This is a genomic window from Paenibacillus sp. GCM10027626 (assembly GCF_042676285.1).
In the GTDB taxonomy this organism is placed as follows: Bacteria; Bacillota; Bacilli; order Paenibacillales; family Paenibacillaceae; genus Paenibacillus_Z.
This window is the reverse complement of the sequence record NZ_JBHTHC010000044.1, coordinates 1-25,664: the sequence shown is the minus strand read 5'-3', so window position 1 is coordinate 25,664 and position 25,664 is coordinate 1. Positions and strand designations below refer to the sequence as shown.

The window sequence follows — 25,664 nt, the reverse complement described above, 5'->3', positions numbered from 1 at the left end:
GATCTGAGCGATCTTAATTGGACGTTTTCTGACGAAATCGTGCTCCTGATCATCAAATAACGGCGCACAGATCCGTTACAATTTCAGATCGGTCAAAATTTCGAAAATAGCGGCCGTGACATCCGTCCGCTCATGCGCCGGGAGGCTATCACAAACCCCCGGGTGGTCACGAACGAATCTGCAAAAAAAACACCTCAGATTCGCCGCGGCGAATCTGAGGTGCTGTGCTTTAGCTAAGGCTAAGGGTTTACTACCCCCGATCCCCCTGCTACCCCTGCTTCCTTCTTCTCTTTCGGCTTCGGCGCCTGTTCCATCGCTTGCTGCCCTCTAGTTTGCAGTGAAGCCAGCGCCTCATCAAGCGATTTTTTATCATCGTATACGCTCTTGAGTTCCTCCTGGGCGATCGTCATGAAGTTCATGTAGAAATCCTGCGGCAGCTTGTCGTAATCCTTATACATGTTGGATTGCGCCGGCTTCAGGCTGTAGAAGGCTTTCATATTACGCTCGCTGTCATCCTTCAAGTAATTTGTGCGAATCGGGAAGCCGCCATTTTGAATCTTTGACACAACCCTGGCATAATCCTCTCCTGTAATATAGCTAATAAATTCTTTAGCCGCCTCGATGTTAACAGACTTGGAATTGATTGCGAAAATTTGGTTAAACGATATATTATTGCTTTCATCCGGACTTTCCGGATTGACGGGCACGGTGACCATATCCCAGTTTTGAATGGCCCTGTCCGGCACCATCTTCTGCGCTTCCTTGATTTGTTCCATCAGAAATGAGCCCTCAAGCTTCATTCCTATTTTTCCGGCAACGAACGGATCCCGCAGCAGGTGATCCTCGTAAGTCTGACCGCCTGAACTGGAGGCAAACGGATCATCCGTATAGAGCGCTCCGGATTTCAATCCCGACAAAGCGGTCTGAAAAACTTTTTTCCATGCGGCCGTATCGATTGTAACCTGCTTGCTCGTAGGGTTGAACATATTCAGATTCTGTGACGATCCAAGCATCATTCCCAATTGGAAAAACTCGCTGTTGTAGCCGAGACTCAAGCCATACACCCGTTTATCCTTCGCCCCGTCTGTCGGAAAGCGCTGTGCGAGTTCAAACACCTTTTCCCAGCTCATCCGATCTTCGGGCAGCGGTATGCCATGTTGATTGAATAAGTCCTTGTTGTAGTAAATAACCTGACTGTAGAAATTGGTGGGAAGTCCATACACCTTTCCGCCCCCCAGCTCTCTGGCATAATCGAGCAGACCTGGAATAAGCGTTTCTTTTTTGTAAGCTTTATCTTCCGTCAACGCATCCAATTCTAGCAGCTTGCCGTCCTCGGCATATTGGGTCACCTGGTCCGGGGAGAGCATCAAAATATCCGGCTGCTCCTCCGCAACAAATTTATCGAACTCCGCTTTCCAATCGATCTCTTCATCAGAAGGCCCCATTTGACGCTGCTGGGTCACGACGGTAATGTCCACTTCTGGATGAACCGCTGAATAGACCATCCCTAACTGGCTGAAAAAAGATCTTTCATCGTAATACATCACCTTTAGCGACGTGCTTTCCGCCTCTTTCGGTGAACCGGCTCCCCCCAGGCTGCAGCCCGACAATACAACTGACATCGTTAAAGCACCAATCAAGCCAATACGCCCAAAACCTTTCAACTCATCCTCTTCCTTTCCAGTAAGAAGTAATTTTTTCCATAGTTATTATTGTACCATATGGAATCTATTATTTCCTACTATTTGGAAGATTGTTATGTTCCTGAATCCGTGACGAAAAACCCTACTCAATGTCTCTTTTAATTCTCCCTTGAACAAAAAACATACTTGACAGCGATAAAAGTTAACATTAATATATTAAGTATACTTATTAGGTTGTTTTTTTGGATTTTTTATATTTAAATACATTGAGTATAAAGAGAGGTGATGCAAATAACCTGAACCTGAACCCGCTGTTTAGATACGCATACAGCAGAAGTATTCGGTGCGCAAGGCGCGCGGGAGTCTATTCGTACGTTTCACTACATAAGGGGTAATGAGTATGGAAATCAAATCATTGGCAGTGGCGGAAAGCCAATTTGCCAAAGCGACAAAATGGAAGCGCTTTTTTCGGAGACATTCGGATGCCGTCAAGGCCGCCATTATACTGGGTCCCATTTTTATATGGTGGTTGGTCGTATCAGGCTTCCCGACGTTATTCGGATTTTTTCTGGGTTTTTTCGAGTGGATCGGGTTGAATTCATCACCAAGGTTTATATGGTTTGACAACTATATTCGTTTCTTTCACGATCCCTTGTATTACTTGGCGTTGTGGAGAGCGATCTGGATCGGCTTGCTCGTTACTAGTTTGACCATTATCGGCGGTTTCGGCGCGGCCTTGCTCATGAACATGCCTATATTCGGCAAAGGGATCTACCGCACGATCTGGTACGTGCCCGCCGTAACTTCGGTTGTCGCGACAACGCAAATTTTCAACATTTTCCTGGATCCGAACAATGGCGTCATCAACAACCTTCTTAAGAAGTTCGGGATGCAGCCGATATTTTGGCAATATTCGGTTTTCTGGGGCGTGTTTTGGATCGTCATCTACTCCATCTGGAAAGGGATCGGGGGATCTGCGCTGATTTGGCTTGCGGGGCTGCAATCGATTGATCCCCTGCTCTATGAGGCGGCCGAGATAGACGGGGCCAACCGCTGGAATAAATTTTGGAACATTACGTTGCCTAGCGTGAAGCCGATTGCCACCTACATCGTCATTACCGGGGTTATTGGAGCGCTGCAAATCTACGAGCAGGTTGCGTTCATTACGGGCGGGGGCCCATACGGACAAACGGAAGTGCTTGTCTTCCGGATTTTGCGGGATGCGTTTTATGATTTCAACCTGGGGATGGCTGGGACTTCATCTGTCGTGCTTGCGCTGTTCGTCATAGTATTCTCGATCATGTATTTTAATATGGCTACGGAATCCGAGAGGAAAGACCGCAAGAGGAGGAAGATTGCGTGAATACATCAGTGGCTGCCAAGAAATCATTGAAGCCGGTAAATTTATTGGCCCACGTTGTCTTGCTGGTTGGCGGATTAATCCTGCTGTATCCGATTATTTTCATGATTCTGGCGGGGTTGATGACCAAAGAAGAGTATGCCAGGACGGTATTGGGGCTGCTTCCGATTGCCGAAGCGCCTACGCTGAAAAATTTTGCCGCTCTTGTTCTGGGATCTTCCGACAGCAAGGTACAGTTGTACTTTTTTAACTCGTTCCTACGAACGGTTTATAGCGTATTCTGGGCTGTACTTACGGCGCTGTTGGGCGGTTATGTGTTCGGCAGGCTGAGATTCAGAGGTAGAGAAAAGCTATTCTTGCTCTTGCTCGCTACACAGATGATTCCCGCGGTAGTAGCCCTAATTCCGACTTATATCCAGTTAGCAAGATGGCCTTTCGCAGGCGGGAACCATATTTTTTATGGCGGCAGCGGGATACTTGATTCCTGGTGGGTATATTTGATCGGAGGCCCGGCGATTAACATCATGGGCAGTTTCCTGGTCAAGCAGTCGCTGGATTCGCTTCCGTATGAATTGGATGAAGCGGCGAAGGTTGACGGAGCAAGCACGTTTCGTCTCATCTTCCAGATCATTATGCCCTTGCAGAAGCCGATCCTGGCCTTCATCGCGATCTCGACCGCAATGGGAATATGGAATGACTGGACGACGCCGTTCTTCTATACGAGCAGCGATCGGCTGCAGACATTGCCCGCAGCTATCGCCCGTATGTCGGCTCTTGCGCAAAATCCGGTAGGGATTCCTGATTATCCGTTCATGATTACACTTGGGTTAGGCGTTACGATTCCGCTCCTGATCATCTTCTTTATTTTTCAACGCTATATCGTTCAAGGCCTGGCAAATACCGGGATTAAGGGATGATTCCTGCATCGGCGATTTCTGATCGCCATATGGGGTGTCATACATACATTCATTACATTCTTGAAAGGGGATTTCAGCATGAAAAAACAGGTGCCATTCGTCTCTCTTTCGTCCATTGTCGCACTAAGCTTAATTGTCTCAGCTTGCAGCGGCACTGGCGGCACCACACAGCCTGACCAAACGTCAAGCGGCAAAGCTTCGACTTCGACAAGTGACAGCAAAAAGGATAGTCCTTCGGGTCCAAGAGATCTTGTCGTGCTCGTGGACGGTGGAAACGGCATCGGAGCCGGAAACGCCGACGATGTCATCAAGGCAAGGGAAGAAACCATGAATAAAGAAAAAATTACTGGAGCCGACCAATTGCTGAACTTGAATTATGTGAAAGTGATGAACGACGAGTTGAAGAAACAGAATGTGAATCTGAAATATGAAGACTGGGGCTGGTCCGAGCCGCTGGTTCAGAAACAGACAGCCGCTTTCCTGGCCCAACAGGGTCCGGATGTTATCGTAGGAGAGACGCAATCGCCTGGATTTGCCGCTCAGGGCCTCCTCGAGCCGTTCCCGGATTGGCTGGAAAAGGAAGTCAGAGAGAATGTTGTTGAGGGCGCCTGGAAGCCGATGGAGTACAAAGGGAAAATTTATGGTGTCGCGCCCCAACCGGGCGTAAACAATCTGTACTGGAATAAGAAGCTGCTTAAAGAGGCGGGATTAGATCCGGAGAAAGGGCCGGCTACCTGGGATGAATGGGTGGACATGTCGAAGAAGATTGTCGAAGCGGGCCAGGGTAAATTTTATGCCGGCGGCATTTATGCGGGGCCGAACAACGGCGGTTATCTGCGGTTTGGCGCCCTGCCCCTGATCAATGGCGGCGGCTTTGTAGACGCTGACAATAACCCGATCTTCAATTCCGACAAAAATATTGCCGCCTTTGAATTGATTCGCGAACTGAATAAATACAACCCGATGGGCTTGATGCCGAACAACGGGGAAGGGCCGTTCTGGGAGGCGTTTCAGAAAGACCAGATCGCCTTCGCCGTAGACGGACCTTGGCGTGCCCAAGTGTGCGAAAATTTGAAGATGGAATGCGGTATGGGGCCGATTCCACTATCGAAGGAAGGCAGTTCCAGCAATATCACGATCGGCGCCTCTTTCTTTTCCGTGCCGATCTATGCCAAGAACAAAGAGGATGCCTGGAAATATATCGAAATCATGATTGGCACTGAGGAACAGCAATTAATAGCGGATGCAGGCATTCGTCCTCCTGTAAACAGAAAGATTGCGGAGTCGGATGACTATAAAAAGAATCATCCGAAGGCTTACACTGTCTACCAGGCGCTCGAAGGGAATGTGCAAGGGCTGCCGACCTTCAATAAAGACAACAGCAAGGCATGGCAAATTTACGGCGAGGCCATGGTGAAAAGCATGATGACCGATACGCCGATCAAGGATATTTTGGACGATGCCCAGAAGAGAGTGCTGCAGGTAACGAAATAAAGCGGTTATCAAGCCGGTAGGGGGAGCTTCAATGTTGTCAGTTTTGCAACGGGCCCCCTCTTTAATCAGACGAGAGGAGGAAGTAACAATGGAACAAAACACGAATCCAAAGACGGAAGTTGAGCAATCCCGACCAACCATCACTCGCAGAAAATTACTAGGTGCTCTAGGCGTAGCAGGGGCAGCTATGGCAACTGGGGGATTATTATCTTTCCCCAAAATAGCCAGTGCAGGAACAGTCGATTTCTTTAATGTGAAAGATTATGGTGCCAAAGGGGATGGTGTTGCCAACGATACGGCAGCGATTCGGGCAGCAATAAACGCAGCAGGGGTAAACGGTGGTGTCGTTTTCTTTCCAGTTGGTAAATTCCTCATTTCCTCGACGCTTGTAATCAATAAGCCCGGCGTCTCTCTTCGAGGATCAAGTCCAGGGGCCTCTGTTATTCAAACCAATGCGGCGTCAGGGGACATCATCACCATTGGCGCTTCTCCTGCATTTGTCTACGCGGAAGTGAGGGACCTGCAGATTACGGCCGTGGTTGCTAGGACTTCGGGTTATGCTATTGCCGTCAATGGATGCGAGGATTACAATCTTGAAAATTTAATTTTGTTTAGAAGCTCGTCTTTGGCAACGGGTCACGGACTCCATTTTTCAGAGATGTCCGGTCTGGGATATATTAGGGCTATTGATATCGAGATTGTAGGGGCGTTTAGGGGTATTGTGATTGACGGTGGAAATGATCGGTATTTCAATCAGCTATGGTTGCGCGGAAACTTAACAGCCGGAAGCACTGGAATTTTGCTCTCCAATACAGGCGGTGATTGGTTTACGGATGTTGAAGTCGTCCAATTCGAGTGTGGTGTAAATCTTTCTCCTGCAACTGGAAGTGCTGTAGGATGGGTGAAATTTCATAATGTTTTAGCTGATACGAATACACTTCACGGATGGTTATTCGATGGTGCAGGTTCAACGTGGGGAATAGCCATGGATTCTTGTTGGGCTGGAACGACAGGAGTCGCGAATATTAATGCTCGCGGCATGTTGATTACTAATGTGGATGGATTAATGGCTGCTGGAATGAGGATCGTCAACAGCGGAGGTCACGGAATTGAAATAGGAACAAATCCGAAAAGCTTGAATTTTAAAGGCGGATTTATTGCAGGTTCCTCCTATGCGGCGGCGGGGAATGCTCATGGTATTGCCACGGCTCTAAACTATACGGGCGGCTTACTTGTTGATGGAATGAAAATCGGACAAACCGCTGGGGAAATGAATACGCAAGGATACGGTGTTTTCATTAACGGAGGCAATGATAACTACACCTTGATCGGCAATGATGTGACCGGGAATGTAACTGGCGGTATCAATGACAGGGCGAATGGAGTTAACAAAATTATACGTGCAAACCGGGGATATAAGACCGAGAACGGCGGACAGTTTTCCTTCAATGGAACAGGCAGCCAAAAGGTGTTCACGATTGCTCATGGGCTTGCCCATGTCCCGGATTACTACCATGTAACGGCGGCATCGGCAGGGGCTGCAACGGCTTTTTATGTTTCTGCCGACGCGACGAACATCACCGTTACTTATACAACTGCTCCAGCAGCAGGTGAAAATAACGTCGTACTGGAATGGTCGGCTCATATCAAATAATAAGATAAATCAATATTCAGTTTTACGATACGATTGAGCTGGATCCTTGGTTGCGCCCGGGCGACAATCTCATTTCTGCCATTGTGATATGCTTTGCCACTGCCCATCCTAATTATAGCGAATTTGGCGTTCCGTTAAGCATCATGACGGCGACGCCGGCGTTTATCAGTCCGGCCCTCTAGATAAGGGTGAAGTGGAGCAATGGATACGGGGCGGCAAAGCCATAACGATTTCTCCCGGGCAGCAAATTTCACTGATCCTGGATGCCGGCCTGTTCTGGCAGGCTGTGCCTCAGGGGAGCGGGCCGCGGCGATTTGCGCGCAGTTCAACCGGAACGACGCCATCGCCAAAGCGACGCTATATGGCAGATACTACGTATTCCGCGCCCTGGAAACGGGAGGGGACTACGGAAAATTTGCCGAGTTGCTGGATTGGTGGTACCTCATGATGGATTCCGACTTAACGACTTGGCCGGAAGAGCCATGGTTGGCGAGAAGTTACTGTCACGCCTGGTCATGAAGTCCCGGTTATGAATTTTTGTCCGGCATATTGGGCGTAAAGCCCATAGCGGCAGGTTTTGAAAAGATACGGATTGCGCCGCAGCCCTGCGGGCTAACATGGGCCAAAGGCTCCGTGCCTACCCCACTTGGTATGGTTGAGATCGCCTGGGAGATCGTTCAGGACATCATGCATGTTGACGTACAGGCGCCCGACGGGATGAAATATACGGTCGAGCTGCCGGAGGAGTACCGCAAGTGAACGGAGGAATTTACGTTGAAAAAAAGACTACATTTACTAAGCAATGCACATTTGGATCCGGTATGGCAGTGGGAATGGGAGGAAGGAGCTGCTGCAGCGGTGTCGACGTTTCGAGCTGCGGCTGAATTTTGCGAGGAATATGACCATTATGTGTTTAACCATAACGAAGTAATTTTGTACAAATGGGTGGAAGAATACGAGCCTGCCTTATTCGAGCGAATCCGGCAGCTGGTTATAAAAGGAAAGTGGCATATCATGGGGGGCTGGTACCTGCAACCGGATTGTAATATGCTGTCAGGTGAATCATTCGTCAGACAAATTTTGCTGGGGAAAGCATATTTCCGGGAAAAATTCGGCGTTGAACCTACGACCGCGGTCAACTTTGATTCGTTCGGCCACACAAGGGGGCTGGTGCAAATTTTGCAGCAGGCGGGCTACGATTCCTACATGTTCATGCGCCCTGAACAGCTCGAAGCGTTACCTGCCGACAATTTCATATGGAGCGGTTTCAACGGAAGCGAAGTGATGGTTCACAAAATCCAGTACGGCTATAATACATTGCTAGGCAAAGCGCATAAAAAAATTGCGCAGTGGCTGGAGATGAACGCAAATGAACCGACAGGGGTTGTTCTCTGGGGAGTGGGCAATCACGGTGGCGGTCCATCCCGCCGGGACCTAACGAAAATCGGAGAGCTGATTCAGCTCACCGATTCATTTGAAATCATCCATTCCACGCCGGAACAATATTTCCAGGATTTGAAGCAAGCACAGCCACTCCCTCGCTATGAGGGCGATCTAAACCCGCGCTTTGTAGGCTGCTATACTTCTATGATCCGCATCAAGCAAAAGCACCGCCATTTGGAGAATGAGCTCTACATGACGGAGAAAATGTTGTCTGCCGCTGCGCTGCAAGGGTTGCTCACCTACCCCTCGGCTGAACTGCATGAAGCGCTGTGCGATCTGGCAACGGCACAGTTCCACGACATTTTGCCCGGAACTTCTGTACAGCCGGCTGAGGAGGCGTCCCTTCGCCTGATCCAGCACGGTCTTGAAATTGTTACGAGATTGAAAGCGCGTGCCTTTTTTGCTCTTGCGGCCGGGCAACCGAAAGCTGCGCTTAAGGAGTATCCTATCCTGATTTATAATCCGCACCCTTTTCCGGTCAAGGGGGTATTTGAATGCGAGTTTATGTTGGAGGATCAGAACTGGGAGGAGCAGTTCTCACTGCCAGTCGTGTTCCAGGACGGATACCGGCTTCCGTCTCAGCCGGAGAAGGAATCGAGCAACATTAATCTTGATTGGCGGAAAAAAGTCGTTTTCGAGGCGGAACTGGCCCCCTCCTCCATGAACCGCTTTGATTGCCGGATTGAGATGCTGGCTTGCAAGCCTGTTGCCGAGCTCAAAGAGCAAGACGGGCGGTACACGTTCCGAACTGAGGAGTTGACTGTTGCGATCAATACGCACACGGGGTTGATGGACGAATACACAGCACGAGATATCTCTTACTTGAAGCCGGATGCTTTCGCTCCTCTGGTCATCCAGGATAACGAAGATCCGTGGCGAATGGACACGAATGCTTTTGCTCCAGTCATCGGCCGCTTTGCTTTAATGGAAGCTGGGGCTGGAACCGACTTTTCCGGCGTCAGGCAAGCGCTGTTGCCTTCGGTTCGCGTCATTGAGGATGGTGAGGTTCGGACGGTAATTGAATCGATGCTGCAATACCGCTATTCCTTCATTTGCATCACATATAAGCTGCCGAAGAAAGGGACGGAAATCGAGGTGCAGCTGCGGGTTTACTGGAATGAGAAAAACAAGATGCTTAAGCTGTCCATTCCGACTCTATTGACGGACGGGCGGTATCGGGGACAATCGGCCTTCAGCATTAGTGAGCTCGCCGATAACGGAGACGAAGCGATGGCGCATCGTTGGGTTGCCGTTGAATCTGCCGACAGGGGTCAGGCTGTGACCTGCATCAATGACGGCATCTATGGATCCGATTATCGGGATGGGGAGATACGCCTCTCCTTGCTACGAGGGACGGGGTACTGCACGCATCCGATCAATGACAGGCCCCTTCTGGTCCAGGATCGTTTCCTGCCGAGAATGGATCAAGGGGAACATAGCTATACGTTCTGGTTGAATGCCGGTGCTCTTGCAGACCGGCAACAGAAAGTGGATCGCGAGGCTGTCGTCCATAATGAAAAACCATACTCGCTTTCGTTTTTTCCTTCAGGCGAGGGGTTGGGGAGGAAACCACTTTTGGTGTTTGAAGACGGCATAGTTCAATTGAGCGCCTTCAAGAAGGAAGAACGGGGAGAGGGGTACATCTTGCGGCTGTTCGAACCGACAGGAAATGCGACCACAACAATCGTTTCCATCCCTTCATTTGGGATTCGCGAGCGGGTCAAATTGAACGGATTTGAAATCAAGACGATGCGTCTCGACCCCTCGACAAGAACCATCACAGAAATCGGTTTGTGCGAGGTTTGATGAAATTATTTGCATTAGTGAGGGAATATGACATACCTTAGCTCTGTACTCACTAGTAAACGGCTAGTGCAATAAAAGGTAGCGCGGCAGTCTAGGACGACGTTATTTAGGTCCTAGCTGCTGCTGTGTCTCTTCTCTGATTAGCATTGGGCAGGATAATATAACACATTAACAATGCTCCTTGAAAGTCACGGCATCGATTCTGTCTGTGGAAAAGGAACTGTTTTCATGTCATACTACATGGTACAATAGTTAAGAATCCATATCATCCCTTTTGTTATGGGGTTATGTGGTAACTTAACCTATACTAATATTGGGTTTGGAGATATTGTAAGGGAAGGTTGTCAGTTATGAAAGGTAAAAAGATCGGGCATATGCCGCTTTATGTGAAAATCGCTAACACTGTAACCGAAAAAATTCGCACCGGCCAGTTGAAATCCGGCGAAAAAATCGTGGAGGAGGAATTGCAGCAACAATTTGAAGTGAGTCCAATCACGACCAAAAAAGCACTCACTTTGTTGGCGGAGCAACAATTAATTTCACGTGTTCCGGGCAAAGGCACGTTTGTGTCCGATACGGCGGATTTGTCAAAGCAAGTAAATGTTGATGCAGATAAAACGGTTGTCTTTTTATTTCCCATGACCGATGGCGGTGATAACGCACTATGCAGAAGCTATCATTTGACAGAAATTTTAGCGGGAGTCGCTCACGAATGCAGGCGTCACGGTTACAAGCTTGCGGTGCAAGACACTGAGAATGAACAGGCCAAAGAAAACATTCTGCTCTATGCACACAAAAAGTCGAACGTGGAAGGCATCATCATTTACCCTAGCAACCATGAGTTTTTCAGTGAAGAATTGATGAGGAGCAAGCTTGAAAATTTCCCTTTCGTCATCGTCGATCAATACTATCCTCAAATTGATACGTATTGCGTGATGTCCGATCATAAACTTGTCACCTATGAGGCTACCCGCCACCTGATCGAGCAAGGCCACCAACATATTGGCTTAATTATGGATATCGAGATGAATTCGCTCAACATCAGAGCCAGGATTGACGGCTACAAGGAATGTCTTACCGACCATGGCTTCCCTATTAGTAAAGAATATATTTTTGATTCAACAGACAAAACCGGGCATATTCCGAAAGACAAGGAAGACATCATTTTGCAGGAAATGACTGCTTTTATGAGGAACTACCCGGAAATAACAGCGTATCTGTCCAGCAGCTCGTTATTTATCCAGGCGGCTCATCGGCTCAATAGGACCATTGGAGAAGATATTTCAGTTGTTTTTATTGATGATTCCCACCAAGCGGAATATCATTCGGTGTCGGTCACTGCGATTCGTCAGCAAAACCGCCGGATCGGCGAAATTGCCGTTCAAATGCTCGCCAACCCAAATTCGTTTGAAGACAAACAAGTGGTGTTAAAACCGGATTTAATCATAAGGAATTCGGTGGCGAAACTCTCGTAGCAAGGCCAGTTCAATAGTTCATCAAACGATCATGTCGATGACTCCTGGCAACCCCTACCCGTTCGGCACGTCGGCCATCCAGCTTCGGTACTCGGGAGGATCGGGTAATCCTGCGAGCCGCCCCTGCTCCCGCTGGACCTCAGCCTCTTGCCGATTCTCTGCAGGTGATTGGCGGCCAACTGGACGACAAGTATCGCCTCCGCAATCGCCCCGGCTTCCATCCCACTGTGTCGGGTGAGGAATCCAGATGCCCCATACACTCATCGTACCTCTATACGTCATCTGACTATTCCCGGCCGCGCCTGCTGGGTTCCTTCTTGCCATACACGGGACTCTCTCCACCATGCTCCTGTTCGTGTCCTCCGCACTCTGGAGTGTGTCCTCCGTTCTCCTGTAATGCAGAGCGGCTGCGATGAGGAGGGGGAGACTGTCCATGTTCTCGCCTGCCTCCTCTATCATGCGGATCGCAGCAATCAAGCGTTCTTGCGGATCGAGCTTGCGCGCATCGTCACAGACGTTGCGGGTGATGCCCTCCCTGCAATTAAAAAGTAAGTCGAATAGTCGTGATGCTGTACGGTTGCATGTCGAATGACACGATCCTGTCAGCTACGCTGATGACGCAGCCCCCGGTTGCTTCCCGCTCAAGTGCGTCCACGAAGCAGGCATTCCGAACTGGAAGCGCAACTCTGATCCGGACCTTCGAGTCTTGTCCTTCCGTTTCGTACAACCGCAAAATCCAACCGTTGGCTCCTTCTTCCGGCGCTTTCAGCGCTGAAAACGAAACGGTTCCTTCCAATAACTCCGCGAACGAATCTCGGAGCGGTCTGGAGCCCTTTCGAACAGCTCCCGGCAACACAGAAAAAGGATAATGAAACCGGTGCGCCAACGCAATCGCATCTCCGGCCACGTCACGCCCGACGACAGCGACTCCGATACGAAATTTGTGATGGTCTCCGATTTCCGGGTATCGATCGGGATCGATCGAACTCCGTATAAGCGTTAATGCAAGCGCGTCGTCTGCACCTCGAAATCCGTGTTTACCTTGTGCGATAATCTGGATCATGGGGCCGCTGTCCCTTCGTTGTGCGAGTGCCCAACTATTCGCCGGCACGTCGTGTCCGAGCGATCCGCGGACAACAGTGCCGAATGGCACGTCGTACCGGTATTGCAAGCACGTGTAGGCGAGAGGCCATTCAAAGTTAAGCTGTGGTACGTGATCGCCCTTTTTCCCAGCTTCCTGCCAGTCGCAGGCTACATCATATATGAGCATAGAACTGTTTTGGTCCAGCGAAACGGTGACTTTCATCACCGACCGGCCGAATGGAATCATATAGGAGAGCGATTGTCTCACGTCACCCTTCTCGGCCGTCGTCCACTTCACACCCTTGCCCAAACTTTCGATATGGATGTACGCGCCTACGTACCAGGCAGTCATGTCACCGTCGGCATTCTCATGGATAAGACGAAACACGCCGGCCGGTCTGGTCCTATCGACCAGCTCTTCTCCGGTCGCCTTGTCGTACAATGATATGATTGCTGCCGTCAACGGATCGAATTCAGCCAGAAGGCGGTCGTTTTCCAGCACATAAGAGGGGGCGCGCTCTATGCGCGGATCGGATGGATACACTACTGGATCGAAGGGCTCCTCGGTTTCGTTCAGTGTGAACGTACTGTACCCGAGCGCAGGCACGCGAGCACGAAAGAGCACACGCATATAATCATGACCCCAGTAATGATGAAAGCCCGAGTCGAGTACCTGCACAGGTACTTGGTTTTGTTCCGCATCGCGGATGATGAAGGAACGAGTCGGACTTTTCCAATCCCAGATCACCCATTCGACTGTTTCTTCCCTTTCCGTCAGGGAAGGATTGAAGACATGTGCGATTCGGACGCAGCCTCCACTTCGCTCGACTTGGGTGACGCCGAAATGAGCAGCACCAAATCCGACACCGGCACCTTCTGCGATGCCGCATTCTCCGTTTGGATCCTCATGAACGGCGATGGCAGACGTATCAATTGACCATGCAAGCCGCTCAAGCGCTTGTTTACGAAAGGTGCCTGCCAAAGCCATCGTTTCCTGAAATAATCCCAGCGCATGTTCACGAGTGTCGATAACGCCAGATCCGGGAAGGATATCATGAAACTGGTTGAACAACACGTGTCGCCATGCCTCTTCTAACTGTTCCGCAGGGTATGGAAGACGTTCGGCGGCCGACGCGACTGCACGAAACGTCTCCGCTTCAGTGAGTATTGTTTCCCCGACCCGGTTAGCTAATTTTATCCGAGTTTGACTTGAGTAACAGCCGGTAAATACGAAGTTCATTTCGCCGCGCACAACGGGGAGACGATCCGCTTTCGACTCCGCAAGTTTGAAAAACTGTTCGAAAGTGCCGAATATGATTTCCGGATAAACGGGCCAATTCCGCATGTCAAGCAACCGTTCCAAGTCGCGCCGCGTTGGACCTCCGCCGTGGTCGCCGACACCGTAGACGTATAGATGTGTTGTAAGCCCCGTCTTGCTGCAAATGCCAGGAACGTACGATCCAAGAACAGGCTGCACGTAATCGTTGTACCAGGTTGGCTCCCGATATGCGATGACGGACTTACCTGAAGGAGCTTCCCACCGGTACAAGATAGGGCCTTCGCTGCCACGGCAATGGTAGTAGTGTTTGATCCCGCCCGCGGCAAGAATTTCTGGCACGTGTTCGCTGTGGCCAAACGTGTCCGGCTCGAAATCTAGCGGCAGTCGTCCAGGTGTAAGACCGAACAGTTTCGCCATATACCGTTTCGTATACAGCAGTTGCCGGATAAGGCTTTCTCCGCTCGGCATGTTTTTATCTGCCTCGACCCAGTGCGATGCGGTCACTTCCCACCGCCCTTCTTGGACGCGCGCACGGATCCGTTCGAGCATGTCAGGAGCATACCGTTCGACGATACGGTAAATGGCCCCTTGCGATTGCGAAAAATGGAATTCTGGATATTCCTCTATTAGTTTCAACATCGTCTCGAAGGTGTCGAGTGTTACCGCGACTGTTTCGTGCCACGGCCACATCCAGTTCATATCAATATGGGCGTGGGCAACGCACAACACCCGGTAACGCCGTGCTTCTTCCGACATTGAGGACAATATCGCTTCCGCTTCCAGCGCACTTTGTTTGGTTATCGCGCCTTCGCTTGAAAGTCCATACTCGATCCGTCCAAGAACCTGGTCAATCAACTGATCGTGCCGACCGCCTTCTATCTTGGACAATTCTCTCGCATACATCAGTTGTGACAGAATGCGTTCACCCCAGTAACCAGGTTTACTTGGGATTTTTTCCGCCCAATAACTTTGCGGAATCGTCCCAACCAGGGTGCGCAGTCTCTTGTCAAGCCCGTTCATGGCCGACCCTCCTCCATTTTGTTGAAATCGTTCTAGGGGGCATGTACCATTCTCGGTCCCAATGGGAATGCGTGATCACATGTATAGTTTTCTCTGTTGCCGTCTCTTTGTCCATAAGTTCTCCTCTCAAACGCGGACGGCTCCGGCTCCGGATTTAGCCGGACCCGGCGCCTCTTTTTCTAGCGACTTACATTACCAGCTGTTGTCGTGTTCAATCCGGCTTGATTGTCGATGTTGAATCCGCCCTTATAGACGCCGCCTACGAACCTAGCGGATGTGGTACCTGGTCCAACAAATGCATTCTTCGATGCCGTCGTTACTACTGCCGTGTCTATTTGGGATGTGCCTCCGTATACCTTAAAATTAGTATCCGATCCTGGTCCCGGCAAATGGAATTCCTGTACAACATTCGTGCCGCCCCGAAATTCGAACGGGGTGACTGGCTGGCTGTTCGGATCGCCACCGAGCGAGTTGAATAGCCGGAATCGACCTGAATGGCTGGCACCGGTATACACATATCCTCTCGCGGGATCCGTTCCGCCTGTGTAGAAAATTGCGCCGATCATGTCGACGCCGTTCGTTCCCGATTCATCGATCTGTACGCCTCTCCGCGCTGAGTCCCATCCCGGAATGTAGAAAATCGCGTTGGATTTCCCTGTTCCCTGTGCTTCTGTCCGCAAGCCTGTGTAGCTAGCAAATGTAAAGAGCGATAACGCGTTTTCCTTTCCTGTGTGACCGAGCGTGAATGCTTCTAGATTTGTAACCATGTACTGATATATGGTCGAGAACCAGTCGTCTCGCGGACTGCCCTTAAACGGCGAGCGAAACCAGTAGTGCGGGTTCATATGAATATTTTCGAGCCAGCCCTCGGTAGGACTTTTGCCAGCGTAAATCCCATGTTTAAGAAATGTGCCGTGGACACCGCGAATGTAGTGATTGTCCGATGCGTTTGTCAACCCGAAATCTAGCCCTTGGAAAGCGTTCGAGAAAGTGACATCGATTGCGTACACACTCGAACCGTTGCTGCGAATTGCCCAAGGATAAGCGTTGATGTTCGCATAATCCTGCTCGGGATAATGGATCGTCAACCCGCGGACGCCGCTATTCGATGCGAGTGTGATGAACGGGGTACCCGATGCATTCCCTTTGCCTGACGTAGTGAGCAGGACAGAACCGCCGGCTGACGTATGATGGGCCGTATCAAAAATACCGCGCAGTTCCACGTTCGAGGGAACGTTCAGCGTACCCGAGACGAGATACATGCCGGGCGGTACATATACAGTACCTCCGCCGGCTAACGCTGCCGCATTGAGCGCATTTTGAATCGCAGCAGTATCGTTCGTCGTGCCATTGCCTGCCGCGTTGTACGGCGACTCTTTGATGTTAAACAGATTGTTCGTCGGAGGCTTCGGTTTTGCCGCCCGGTATGCATGCCCAGAATAAGTTCTCGAGGCATAATTAAAAGAAGTATGGTTGATTTGCACATGGGTAGCTCCTAGTCCGCTCAAATTATCGATTTGCGGCGACCCGTTAAACTCGTTACCCATAATCGTGGCGGACGTAATGCCGCTGGCGAGCAATACCGCCTTCGCGCTTTTCGCGAACATGCTTCCGGCGACAGCCATGCTTCCACTTCGCGCTTCCACGGCATACGTACCGCCCGCGTATCCCCAATCGTCGAACGTAACATTCTGCAGCGATACCGTTCCTGATCCCTCATGCAACACGGCGGTCCTAGGCGACCCGCCCACAATCGATCCGAGAATGCCAAGATAGTTCGAGTAATTCGTTGTCACCTTGACCGCCACCGGATTTGTTCCAGCGGAAGCTTTCAGAATCGAATCGCTGATTGTGTACCCGGAGGCATTGGCATAGTCAGCCAACACGGCAACGTTACCTTCTGCGATATCAAGTTTCGCGATGTTGACAGTTCCTCCTCCCTGACCTCCATACGGGGTAAACTCGTACGCTAGATTCACGCCGATTTTGAACGAACGGAGCGTGACGCCGTACACGTTTCCGAAATCAACCCGGCCAAGAAGCAACCCTTCTGCATTAGCGAGCATGTAATTTTTCACAGCTGTCAGTCCCGCGGAGCCGGAAGGTGCACCGGCAAGTCCCGAGATGTTCCAGTAATCCGGTTTGAAGACAACGTTTTCGATGCGGACGACGTCCGTATTGAAACCAACTTCGATGCCTTTGCGAAGCACCGTTCCGTACACATTGTGAATATGCTCCAGTTCGTTCCAATTCGGACCGAGTTTGATTCCCTTATATGAATTGACAAGTGTTATGTTTTGCACGGCGGCATTGTCGTGGAACAACACCTGGATCGTCCACGGAAATGGCACGACATTGCCGATGGACTGCTCCGGGTACCAGATCGATAGATTAGTGAGTGCGGAGCTGCCGTACATTGAAATAAATGAAACACCATTTTCGTTTCCTTTGTTCTCGTACGCTTTCAGTATAGTGCCCTGGCCGATACCACCGCTGTCCGGGCTTTTCCAGTCGCCGCGCAAGGTAACGCCTTCGGGAATGAACAGATGACCCTTTATGGCATACTGGCCCGCTGGTGCGAACACGACGCCGCCACCTCCAGCTTCTGCGGCGAATAAAGCTTGCTGGAACGCGTTCGTGTCATCGGTAGTTCCGTCGCGAAGCGCACCGAAATTCATAACATTATACGATGCAATTGGCACGTCTTCTGTCGGAAATACAGTTGAAACAACGACAGGTGAACCGGCAGTGTAGCCAGACAACGCCTCTTTCGTTAGCAGCCCGAACGTGACACCGCTTCGGTACATCTCATTGTTTCGGGCCGGATAGCCGTCCGCATATCCTGTCATCGGGACAGAACCAGCGCTGTTTGTAATTCGAACGTTGTCCAGATAACCGGTCGTGAAATCGTTGCCGGCATCCGTTTCGTAGGCGATGATCCACTTCGCTATTGTCTTGCCGATAAGCGAATCGGGAATACGAATTTTTCGATGATACCACATATTTGCCGTATACCGTTGTATGTTGGTCGATGGATGAGCCGAGTACCCGTTCTGGTCGAATGCATTCGAGTCGCGCAATGTTGAGCCGTCCGTAAATTGCAGGTCAGCGGCGAAACCCGGGCGGTACGTAAAGTTCGTATACTTGACGTCGTACTCGAAATAGTCACCGTTTTGGATGGTATAGGCTTGGTCGTTGAACTCCCAGTAAGCGTATTTGTTCGTATAAGACCCATAAGGAGTATAATCAATCTCCGCAGCGGTTTGGGCTGTAAAGCGAAGTACATCGCCAGACGGGCTGCCCGTAGTGTCTGCATACGAAACGACGGATAATGTCGCTGTTGCCTTGTCCGAAATTGCCGTTGCATTTTGGGAAGGCACCCCGTTTGAGTAAACGGTCAGCCGGGTCGTACCCGCCCCATCCGTCACAAGGATGTTGTCGTACATGGCCATATACGAATTGCCCGCCTCGCTGTTTTCGCCCCCAAGGCTCCAATAGCTGACCGTTTTGCCGACCATCGACGCAGGCACCTTCATTTTGCGGTGCATCCACGTGCCAGTTGCATATCTGGTAATGTCGGTTACCGGATGTCCTCCGTTGCCGTATTGGTCAAGCCAACCATTTGCGTCGCGAAACGCAGTGCCGTCCGTATTGACAATGTCGAGACCTCCGGCCCCATAAGCGAGTGTGTCGTTGAGGAGGACGTCGTACTCGATATAGTCAGTCGCGGAGAATGTAAATGTATTCCCCCCGGCGTCGGAGAATTTTTGATACACATATTTGTGCGTTCCAACTTCGTTATTGTTCGTCACCCGCAAATTCAGAATGTCGCCAGACGGGGCCGCGGCTTCAACCACAACTTTTAGGGCTTCCAATTTTGTTGCTGCGATGCCGTTTGACTCCATGACGTCCTGGAAAGGCGTCGCTCCGTCGGCATATGCATTCACTCGGATAGTGCCGCCTCCATTTGTTAGCTGAACGTTGTCTACGAAGAAGGAATAAACATCGTTGGGGATGCTGTTATGAGCGTACAGGGCCCAACTATGAATTGCCTTTCCGGCTACGGCTGCCGGAAGCTTCAATTTCCGATGAAGCCACTGGTTGGCCGCTTCCACAAGCGAGTTCGTCGCGCTGCCGCCAACGCCGTTCTGATCGTAGAAACCGGGGTAGGAACTAAGCCATGTGCCGTCGGTAAACCGAATGTCGATCGCACCGGCCGAGTTGGGCGTGCCGTCCAGTTTGACGTCATATTCGAGGTAATCGGTCGCGAGAATCGTACCGTTTGCGCCAGCTTCCGACAGCTTGACGCGCACGAATTTTTCGTAGTTGCCGGTATCGGTCGCGTTGTTGACGACTGTCAGCTTCAAAATGTCGCCGGACGGCGCGGCTGCTGCCGTTTTTAAGCCGAGACGCCAATCAGCAATAGAAAGTCCGGCCATCAATTCCATACCCATCACCACCGCTAGAATTATTGCAAACCTTTTCAAAACGGGCTTTTTTAACAATCGCATTCACTCCCCCTTGCAAATTTTACAGGTTCGTCCTCAAATCAGGATTTAATCGCCCCCGAGGACAATCCTTGTATATAGTATTTTTGCATGAAGAAAAACACAATTACGACCGGTGCGATGGAAAATAGCGATCCGGCCATTAGAACGTTCCATTGCCGGAAGACACCGGTGTCGAGCAAGGTGACCGCAAGCGGCAAAGTGAACAAGTCCTGGTTAGTCAGCATGACCATCGGCAGTACGAGTGAGTTCCAGGAACCAAGAAAGTTCATGATTGTTATAGTGGCTATCGCCGGCATTGCCAGCGGAAAGTAAATACGTGCCCATATTCCGATTGGGCTTGCGCCTTCCAGCAATGCCGATTCGTACACTTCATGTGGAATGGAATGAAAATAATTGCGAAATAAAAACACGGCGAATGCGCCGGCCCCGTTCACCATTGGCAGAATGAGCCCGATATGCGTGTTAAGAATACCAAGATAATGCTCGATCAAGTAAAGCGGAATCATAATTGTAATACCCGGAACGAACATCATGGCGATGAATCCGTAGAAGAGGACCGATTTTCCGGGAAACCGCAGCTTTGCGAATGCAAATGCCGCAAACGTGTAAATCAGATTGACACCCAGAATTGTAAAAATCGTCACGTTAACGCTGTTTAAAAAGTATTTAAAAAACTTCAGCCGTTTCCATACATCCATGTATGTTTCCCAATGCCATTTTCCTGACGGAAAAATCGAGTAAGTCATCAAGACTTCCTGACTGGTTTTAAAAGACGCACCGATCATCCATAGCAACGGATAAAGACAAATAATTGCCCACAAGATAAGAACGGCCGATAATGCCATCTGACGGATTCCTCTGTTGGTCATGAACCGTTCACTCCTTACGTTTTGGTGCGCAATAAACGCAGGCTAATAAGTGACAGGACAAACGTGATCAAAAAAATAGTCCAGCCCATCGCATTTGCTCGGCTCAGTTGCCCTGTCACGAACGCGTCCTGGTACACGAGGACATTGACGACCTGGGTCGAACCGGCTGGTCCGCCCTTTGTCATGATCCAGATGTTGTCGAACAGCTGCATCGCACCGTTGATGGTTGTGATCACGGCAATGGCCGTAATTGGACGAAGCACTGGCCATGTAATGTGAATGAGTTTGCTGAATGCCGAAGCGCCGTCGATTTCGGCAGATTCGTATAAATGGGGATCGATCGTCTGCAAGCCTGCGACATACAGAATGAGTGTGGCTGGGATGGAACCCCAGCACGTCTGCACGATAATGGCAGGCAGCGCCGTATGAAGTTCGCCGAGCCAGCCGTTTGACATGACGAACGATTCAAGTCCAATAGCTGACAGAACCATATTCAGCGATCCTTTTGGGTCATAAATGCCCTGCCAGACGTAAAAAATCGCCACAGAAGAGGTCACCATCGGGATCAAGAAGATCGTACGGAAACCTTTGACGAACCTTTTTGCATTTTGGAGCAGCACGGACAACACAAGCGACATCGGAATCACAATAAGAACAAGGGAAACTCCCAAAATGAGATTGTTTTTGACGGCATTAAAGAACATTTGGGTCATGACCGTATTTCCGCCTGTTAGAAATTCACGGAAGTTGTCAAGCCCTGCATAACGGGCCGACGCGATGAGCGAGCCCGCCTGTACGTGATGGAACGCCATCCATAAAGAAAAAACAAGTGTGAAAAGTCCAATGACTAGAAACAAGAGGATCGCAGGGGCTACCATCGCGTATCCGTAAAGCCATTCCCTTCTCCTGTACATTTCACCAGCACCTACTCTTTGAATTAATCGGGGGAGGATGTCCTCGACCCGCAAATCTTATTACTTCTCTTTCGCTTTTTCCTTCGCGACAGTTTCATCGAACTGCTTCGCCGCTTCTTCCGAAGTGATAGCGCCGAGAATCAATTTTTGCTTCAGCTCGTGGAAGAGTCTCCACTCAGGATTCGTAAAAACCTTATCGCGAATGGAGCCATTTTGGGACCACCAGTTTTCCTCTGAAGAAAGCGAAGATAACATTGCATCGATTGCTGGATGCAGCTTAGATTTGTCCTTCACGTTTACAGATGGGATATCAAAGGCAGCGTTCGAATACAGGATCATGCCTTCTTCGGACGTCAGGAACTTCACGAACTCAACCGCTTCTTTGAGGTGTTTGCCCTTGCTATTGGCGATGATCTGTACAAGGCCGAATGGTACGGTCGTTGCATCGGGTTGAACCGATCCTTCGAAAGCCGGCACGCGGAAGCTGACAATATCGTCTGCGGTCAGGCCCAACGCGGACAAATTTGCGAAGGTAAATGTGCCGCCAAGCAGATAGGCAGCTTCACCACGTGAGAACAACTGGTCAGCCTGATCAACGTCAAGGTTGACCATACCGTCTGGGAATAGCTTATCCTTTCCCAGTTGCTCGACAAACGTTAACATCTGGATATGCGCGGGATCGGATAGTTTGGCATCACGGTTCATCAGGTCCGTAAAACTCTTTTCGCCGTTTTTCATATATGTCTGAAATGTCGCCATCCAGTTTTCGTATACGCTATCGGTTTTACCGGAGAATACAAAGCCCGCCTTACCTGTCTTTTCCTTGACGGTCTTCATTCGGCTTACCCACTCTTCTACTGTTGCCGGCGCGTCGGTCGAGACACCCGCTTCCTTAAGCAGCTTCGCGTTGCCGTAAATGGTGTAAAACGTGCCGACGTCGATCGGCAAGCCGAAAATTTCGCCGACCTTGCGATCTTTCAGCCATTGGCTGACCTTCTCGTCCTTCTTCCAGGCATCAATGTGGCCCTGAGTTACCTTTTGGCCGTTGAGCGCTGCCGGAAAAAAGCTGTTACTCCATTCAGTTTCTGCTTCGAGATCCTTGCTCCATTCGTACGCCGTACCGTCGAAAGACCCCGCGGCAGGTCCATTCCAATATAGGTAAAGATCCGGTAAATCGCTTACAATAGATGCGGCTTGCACTTTTTGATTGTAAGAATCGTCCGGCGTTGTTATCTGAGTTTCGACGGTCACGCCTGTTCTTTGCTTGAATGCTTCTGCAACTGCCTTAAAACCGGGATCGAAAGATACCTTGAATCCCCACAGCGTTAGTTTAACATCACTTTTCGGAGTTTCCGAAGGTTGCGAACTGTTTTTACCGTTCTCCCCGCACGCGACTAGAGCCAAGATCAGAATTAAGCTCAGGATTAGGACGAACGCACGTGAGATCACTTTTCTTTTCAATTGCATCGACTCTCCTTGAAAAAGTTTTATTTACCAGGCAAGCAATTGCTTTCGAAGACCCTCCCCCTAATTCGAATAAAGTAACATGTTCTAATGGTATATTGACTATATACCTTTATACATGTTACATGACTATTATAATCACTAATTCATATTTTGTAAACGCTCTATTTCTGAGCGGAAAATATGGTATGGTCACTCTCGCGATGTCAATGTGTTTCTGTATAAGTTTTCCGCTTTTCAGCGTTAGACAGCGGTGCGGTCGAATCACCGATTGTCAGTGAGGAAGGAATAAGAATGCGCTCTCTTTTACGCTGTGGTTCCCTTACAACGGCAAATAGCAGCTCAACTGCTTGTTTGACGAGGCTCTCTTCATCTTGGATAACGCAAGTTGGGCGCATGAATAAAAGCGGCAACGGTTCAAAATCGTAATACACGACCGACAGATCATCCGGCACGTTTCGGCCGATTTCTCGCGCTGCTGCTATAACAGTCAGCCCGACTGCAATATTGGTCGCAAAGATCGCCGTCATTTCCTGATTACTCTTCAGAAATTGTTGAATATCCCGTTTAGCATCCAGATTTGCTTCGCCGGTCCGCAGAACGAGGTTCATTTGCTCAGGATTAAAATGGTCGCAACGGTATAGCCGGTTGATCGGTATCTTTGCTTCGGCTAGCGCTTTTTCGTAGCCTTCTATCCTATCTTCGATGCTCGTCGTCCAGGATGAAAACGTGCTGACGACGCCAATTTTCCTATGGCCAAGCGACAGTAAGTGATTAACGGCATTATATGCCCCCGCTGAATTATCCGAGCAGACACTGTTCGTTTCGATACCGCGGAAGTACCGATCGATCAGTACAAGCGGATAATTGTTCATCGAAAGCTTAACTATTTCTTCGTTGTACCCTTCTCCGTCCACAGGGAATATAATGATCCCGCTTACACCGAGCTGGATCATTTCGCGGATTAGCTTTTTTTCCGTCTCCTGAGAATCGTGCGTCAAAGCCAGAATCATTTTCATGCCGGCGGCTGCGCATTCCTGTTCGACATTTCGAACGAGTTTGGCGGTGAATGTATTCTCAAGCCTCGGAATAAGAAATGCGATGCAGTTGTTCGACTGCAATGAAACCTGCGATTTGTACAGGCTTGGCTCTCCCTTGCTTCCGTCTGCAACGAATGATCCCTTGCCTTGAATACGGTAAATGAGACCTTGCTTGGTCAGTTCAGCGAGTGCATTTTTGACAGTGATACGACTTACGTTAAATTGTTCTGACAACTCTTTTTCCGACGGAAGCCTATCGCTTGCCTGCCAGTTTCCCCGGCTGATCTGATCGTAAATGTACTCGCGGATTTGTGTGTAAAGGGGCACACGTTGTGTTTCTTTCATCTTCCTTCAACTCCACATCAAATTGATTTAGCCTAACACCACTATGTTGATATATTTATTATAAACAAATAAACATGTTTGTAAATTCATATTTTCAGTTGTCGTCATTTAATAGTTTGTTACCAAATTGACCAGAATAGCGCGCTGCCTACTTGTTCCAGTAATTATTAGCGGTCATACTATGCTTGTCTTGAATGAATAGTATAAGCCCCTTTCCGCCTAACGCAATGGCTTGGTGTAACAATAATGGATTCCCAATGGGTACCCAACGAAGCGAATGTATACATAATTTGAAAGCCTTGGCATTAATGGCTTTTTTGTACCTCAAAAGGGTGAAACCTCCCCAAATCTCGAAGGTTTACAGACGGAACGAGGCTCCCATTCAAGCTGCCCGTTCACCGAAAATCGGCAGCATTCTCTCCAGTTTCCCCGGAATAACGTGTCTCAGGAGGCTGTCGATTAATTGTGGACATCTATAAGCGTGGGCGAAGCGGGCATGAGCGGACCGTAGATCCGTTATCTGTGAACAAATGTGCCCAAACGACTGGTCCGCGGAACGTGATTCCGTTATTGGCCTCAAATCGCCCCAAAAACCCGGTAAAATCCACGAATAACGGATCGTCTGTCCGCGTGACTCAAAGTTGGCCGCTCCCACGGCAAAAAATCGTTGTCCACAGAAAATCGACAGCCTCCTCAGTTTCGTTACACGCTGAGCAAGCCGATTTTTTGCCAATAGCGTCTCTGAGTTTCGTTAGCCCCCACTCGTCTGCGTAGTTATCATGAAATTGACTCCAATCTGCAACATTTGAGCGCATTTTCCAGTTCGTCGGACCTTGGCAGGGGCGCTGAGGTGGGCATGTTGTCCGCATACCTGAAGCTAACCGCTCACAAGTATCTCCTATCAATAATAACCGGTTAAATCAACCTTGCGGCCAGCCCTCGCACTATCGATTGCCCCGAGCACCATCGCCATACTTTTAATGTTGTCGCGGCAATCCGTTTCTGCCGGTCGCCCTTCCTCCAGTGCGGCGAACATCTCGTCAAAGCAGCCTTCATGGCCGGAGCGCCCTTGCCATTTAAAATCAGCCTCTGCCCGTTCATGGTCACGTATAAATTTCCCTTCCTGTTCTCCCGAAGCGGCTCTCTCGGCATACGGCGCATCTTCCCCATTCCAAATAGCGGTCCCTCTCTCGCCGTTAATGCGCCATTCGGCCTCCCATGAGGTTGGCGCGCCTTCAGCGCACCACGAGCCGCGGTACGAGAATACCGAGCCGTCCGACATCTCGAATATACATAGCGCCGAGGCGTTGCCTGCATACCACGACCCTGGCGGATTGAATTCGTGAC

General features: G+C 49.9%; 17 protein-coding genes. 8 read left to right on the top strand and 9 right to left on the bottom strand.

The genetic code is table 11. The features are described from left to right. Positions 1–239 precede the first annotated feature (239 nt). Complete coding sequence (locus tag ACFQ0N_RS37570; RefSeq protein ID WP_379335499.1) at positions 240–1,664, bottom strand: ABC transporter substrate-binding protein; 1,425 nt, start codon at positions 1,662–1,664, stop codon at positions 240–242. A gap of 379 nt (positions 1,665–2,043) precedes the next feature. Here ACFQ0N_RS37570 and ACFQ0N_RS37565 point away from each other — a divergent pair, with 379 nt between their 5' ends. The 8 genes from ACFQ0N_RS37565 to ACFQ0N_RS37530 all read left to right on the top strand — a co-directional run bounded on the left by ACFQ0N_RS37565 (position 2,044) and on the right by ACFQ0N_RS37530 (position 11,792). Then, positions 2,044–3,006, top strand: coding sequence for a carbohydrate ABC transporter permease (locus ACFQ0N_RS37565; RefSeq protein WP_379335497.1), 963 nt, complete (start codon positions 2,044–2,046; stop codon positions 3,004–3,006). After that, positions 3,003–3,920: a carbohydrate ABC transporter permease gene (locus ACFQ0N_RS37560; RefSeq protein ID WP_379335495.1), complete on the top strand. Its 918-nt coding sequence runs from the start codon at positions 3,003–3,005 to the stop codon at positions 3,918–3,920. Before ACFQ0N_RS37565 ends, ACFQ0N_RS37560 begins: the two co-directional genes overlap by 4 nt. A 78-nt stretch (positions 3,921–3,998) precedes the next feature. Next, positions 3,999–5,414, top strand: coding sequence for an extracellular solute-binding protein (locus ACFQ0N_RS37555; RefSeq protein WP_379335493.1), 1,416 nt, complete (start codon positions 3,999–4,001; stop codon positions 5,412–5,414). Positions 5,415–5,502: 88 nt separating this feature from the next. Next, entirely contained in the window at positions 5,503–7,068 is a 1,566-nt protein-coding gene (locus ACFQ0N_RS37550; protein WP_379335491.1) for a glycosyl hydrolase family 28-related protein, read from the top strand. A gap of 201 nt (positions 7,069–7,269) precedes the next feature. Then, a complete protein-coding gene (locus ACFQ0N_RS37545; protein WP_379335489.1) occupies positions 7,270–7,587 on the top strand; it encodes a hypothetical protein in 318 nt (105 codons plus the stop codon). An 18-nt stretch (positions 7,588–7,605) separates the two neighbouring features. Next, complete coding sequence (locus tag ACFQ0N_RS37540; protein ID WP_379335487.1) at positions 7,606–7,827, top strand: alpha-L-rhamnosidase C-terminal domain-containing protein; 222 nt, start codon at positions 7,606–7,608, stop codon at positions 7,825–7,827. A gap of 15 nt (positions 7,828–7,842) precedes the next feature. Continuing rightward, entirely contained in the window at positions 7,843–10,317 is a 2,475-nt protein-coding gene (locus tag ACFQ0N_RS37535) for a glycoside hydrolase family 38 N-terminal domain-containing protein (RefSeq protein WP_379335485.1), read from the top strand. 350 nt (positions 10,318–10,667) lie between these two features. After that, entirely contained in the window at positions 10,668–11,792 is a 1,125-nt protein-coding gene (locus ACFQ0N_RS37530; protein WP_379335483.1) for a substrate-binding domain-containing protein, read from the top strand. A gap of 54 nt (positions 11,793–11,846) precedes the next feature. On the opposite strand, the gene ACFQ0N_RS37525 is transcribed toward ACFQ0N_RS37530, so the two are convergent. The 8 genes from ACFQ0N_RS37525 to ACFQ0N_RS37490 form a co-directional block, all read right to left on the bottom strand. Beyond that, positions 11,847–12,116 (bottom strand): hypothetical protein, encoded by a 270-nt coding sequence (locus ACFQ0N_RS37525; RefSeq protein WP_379335481.1) that lies wholly within the window; start codon positions 12,114–12,116, stop codon positions 11,847–11,849. A 217-nt stretch (positions 12,117–12,333) separates the two neighbouring features. Then, on the bottom strand, positions 12,334–15,174 hold the full coding sequence (locus ACFQ0N_RS37520; protein ID WP_379335479.1) for an alpha-mannosidase: 2,841 nt from the start codon (positions 15,172–15,174) through the stop codon (positions 12,334–12,336). A 179-nt stretch (positions 15,175–15,353) separates the two neighbouring features. Further along, positions 15,354–19,622: a glycosyl hydrolase family 28-related protein gene (locus ACFQ0N_RS37515; RefSeq protein ID WP_379335477.1), complete on the bottom strand. Its 4,269-nt coding sequence runs from the start codon at positions 19,620–19,622 to the stop codon at positions 15,354–15,356. A gap of 101 nt (positions 19,623–19,723) precedes the next feature. Continuing rightward, positions 19,724–20,554, bottom strand: a complete 831-nt coding sequence (locus tag ACFQ0N_RS37510) for a carbohydrate ABC transporter permease (RefSeq protein ID WP_379335475.1) — start codon at positions 20,552–20,554, stop codon at positions 19,724–19,726. A 14-nt stretch (positions 20,555–20,568) separates the two neighbouring features. Then, on the bottom strand, positions 20,569–21,468 hold the full coding sequence (locus ACFQ0N_RS37505; RefSeq protein ID WP_379335473.1) for a carbohydrate ABC transporter permease: 900 nt from the start codon (positions 21,466–21,468) through the stop codon (positions 20,569–20,571). Between the two features lie 60 nt (positions 21,469–21,528). Next, positions 21,529–22,929 carry an ABC transporter substrate-binding protein gene (locus ACFQ0N_RS37500; protein WP_379335471.1) on the bottom strand — a complete coding sequence of 467 codons (1,401 nt, stop codon included), beginning with the start codon at positions 22,927–22,929 and terminating at the stop codon, positions 21,529–21,531. Between the two features lie 209 nt (positions 22,930–23,138). Then, entirely contained in the window at positions 23,139–24,317 is a 1,179-nt protein-coding gene (locus ACFQ0N_RS37495) for a GntR family transcriptional regulator (protein WP_379335469.1), read from the bottom strand. Positions 24,318–25,218: 901 nt separating this feature from the next. Next, positions 25,219–25,664 (bottom strand): Gfo/Idh/MocA family oxidoreductase (locus ACFQ0N_RS37490; RefSeq protein WP_379335467.1); only part of this gene is annotated, 446 nt, incomplete at its 5' end.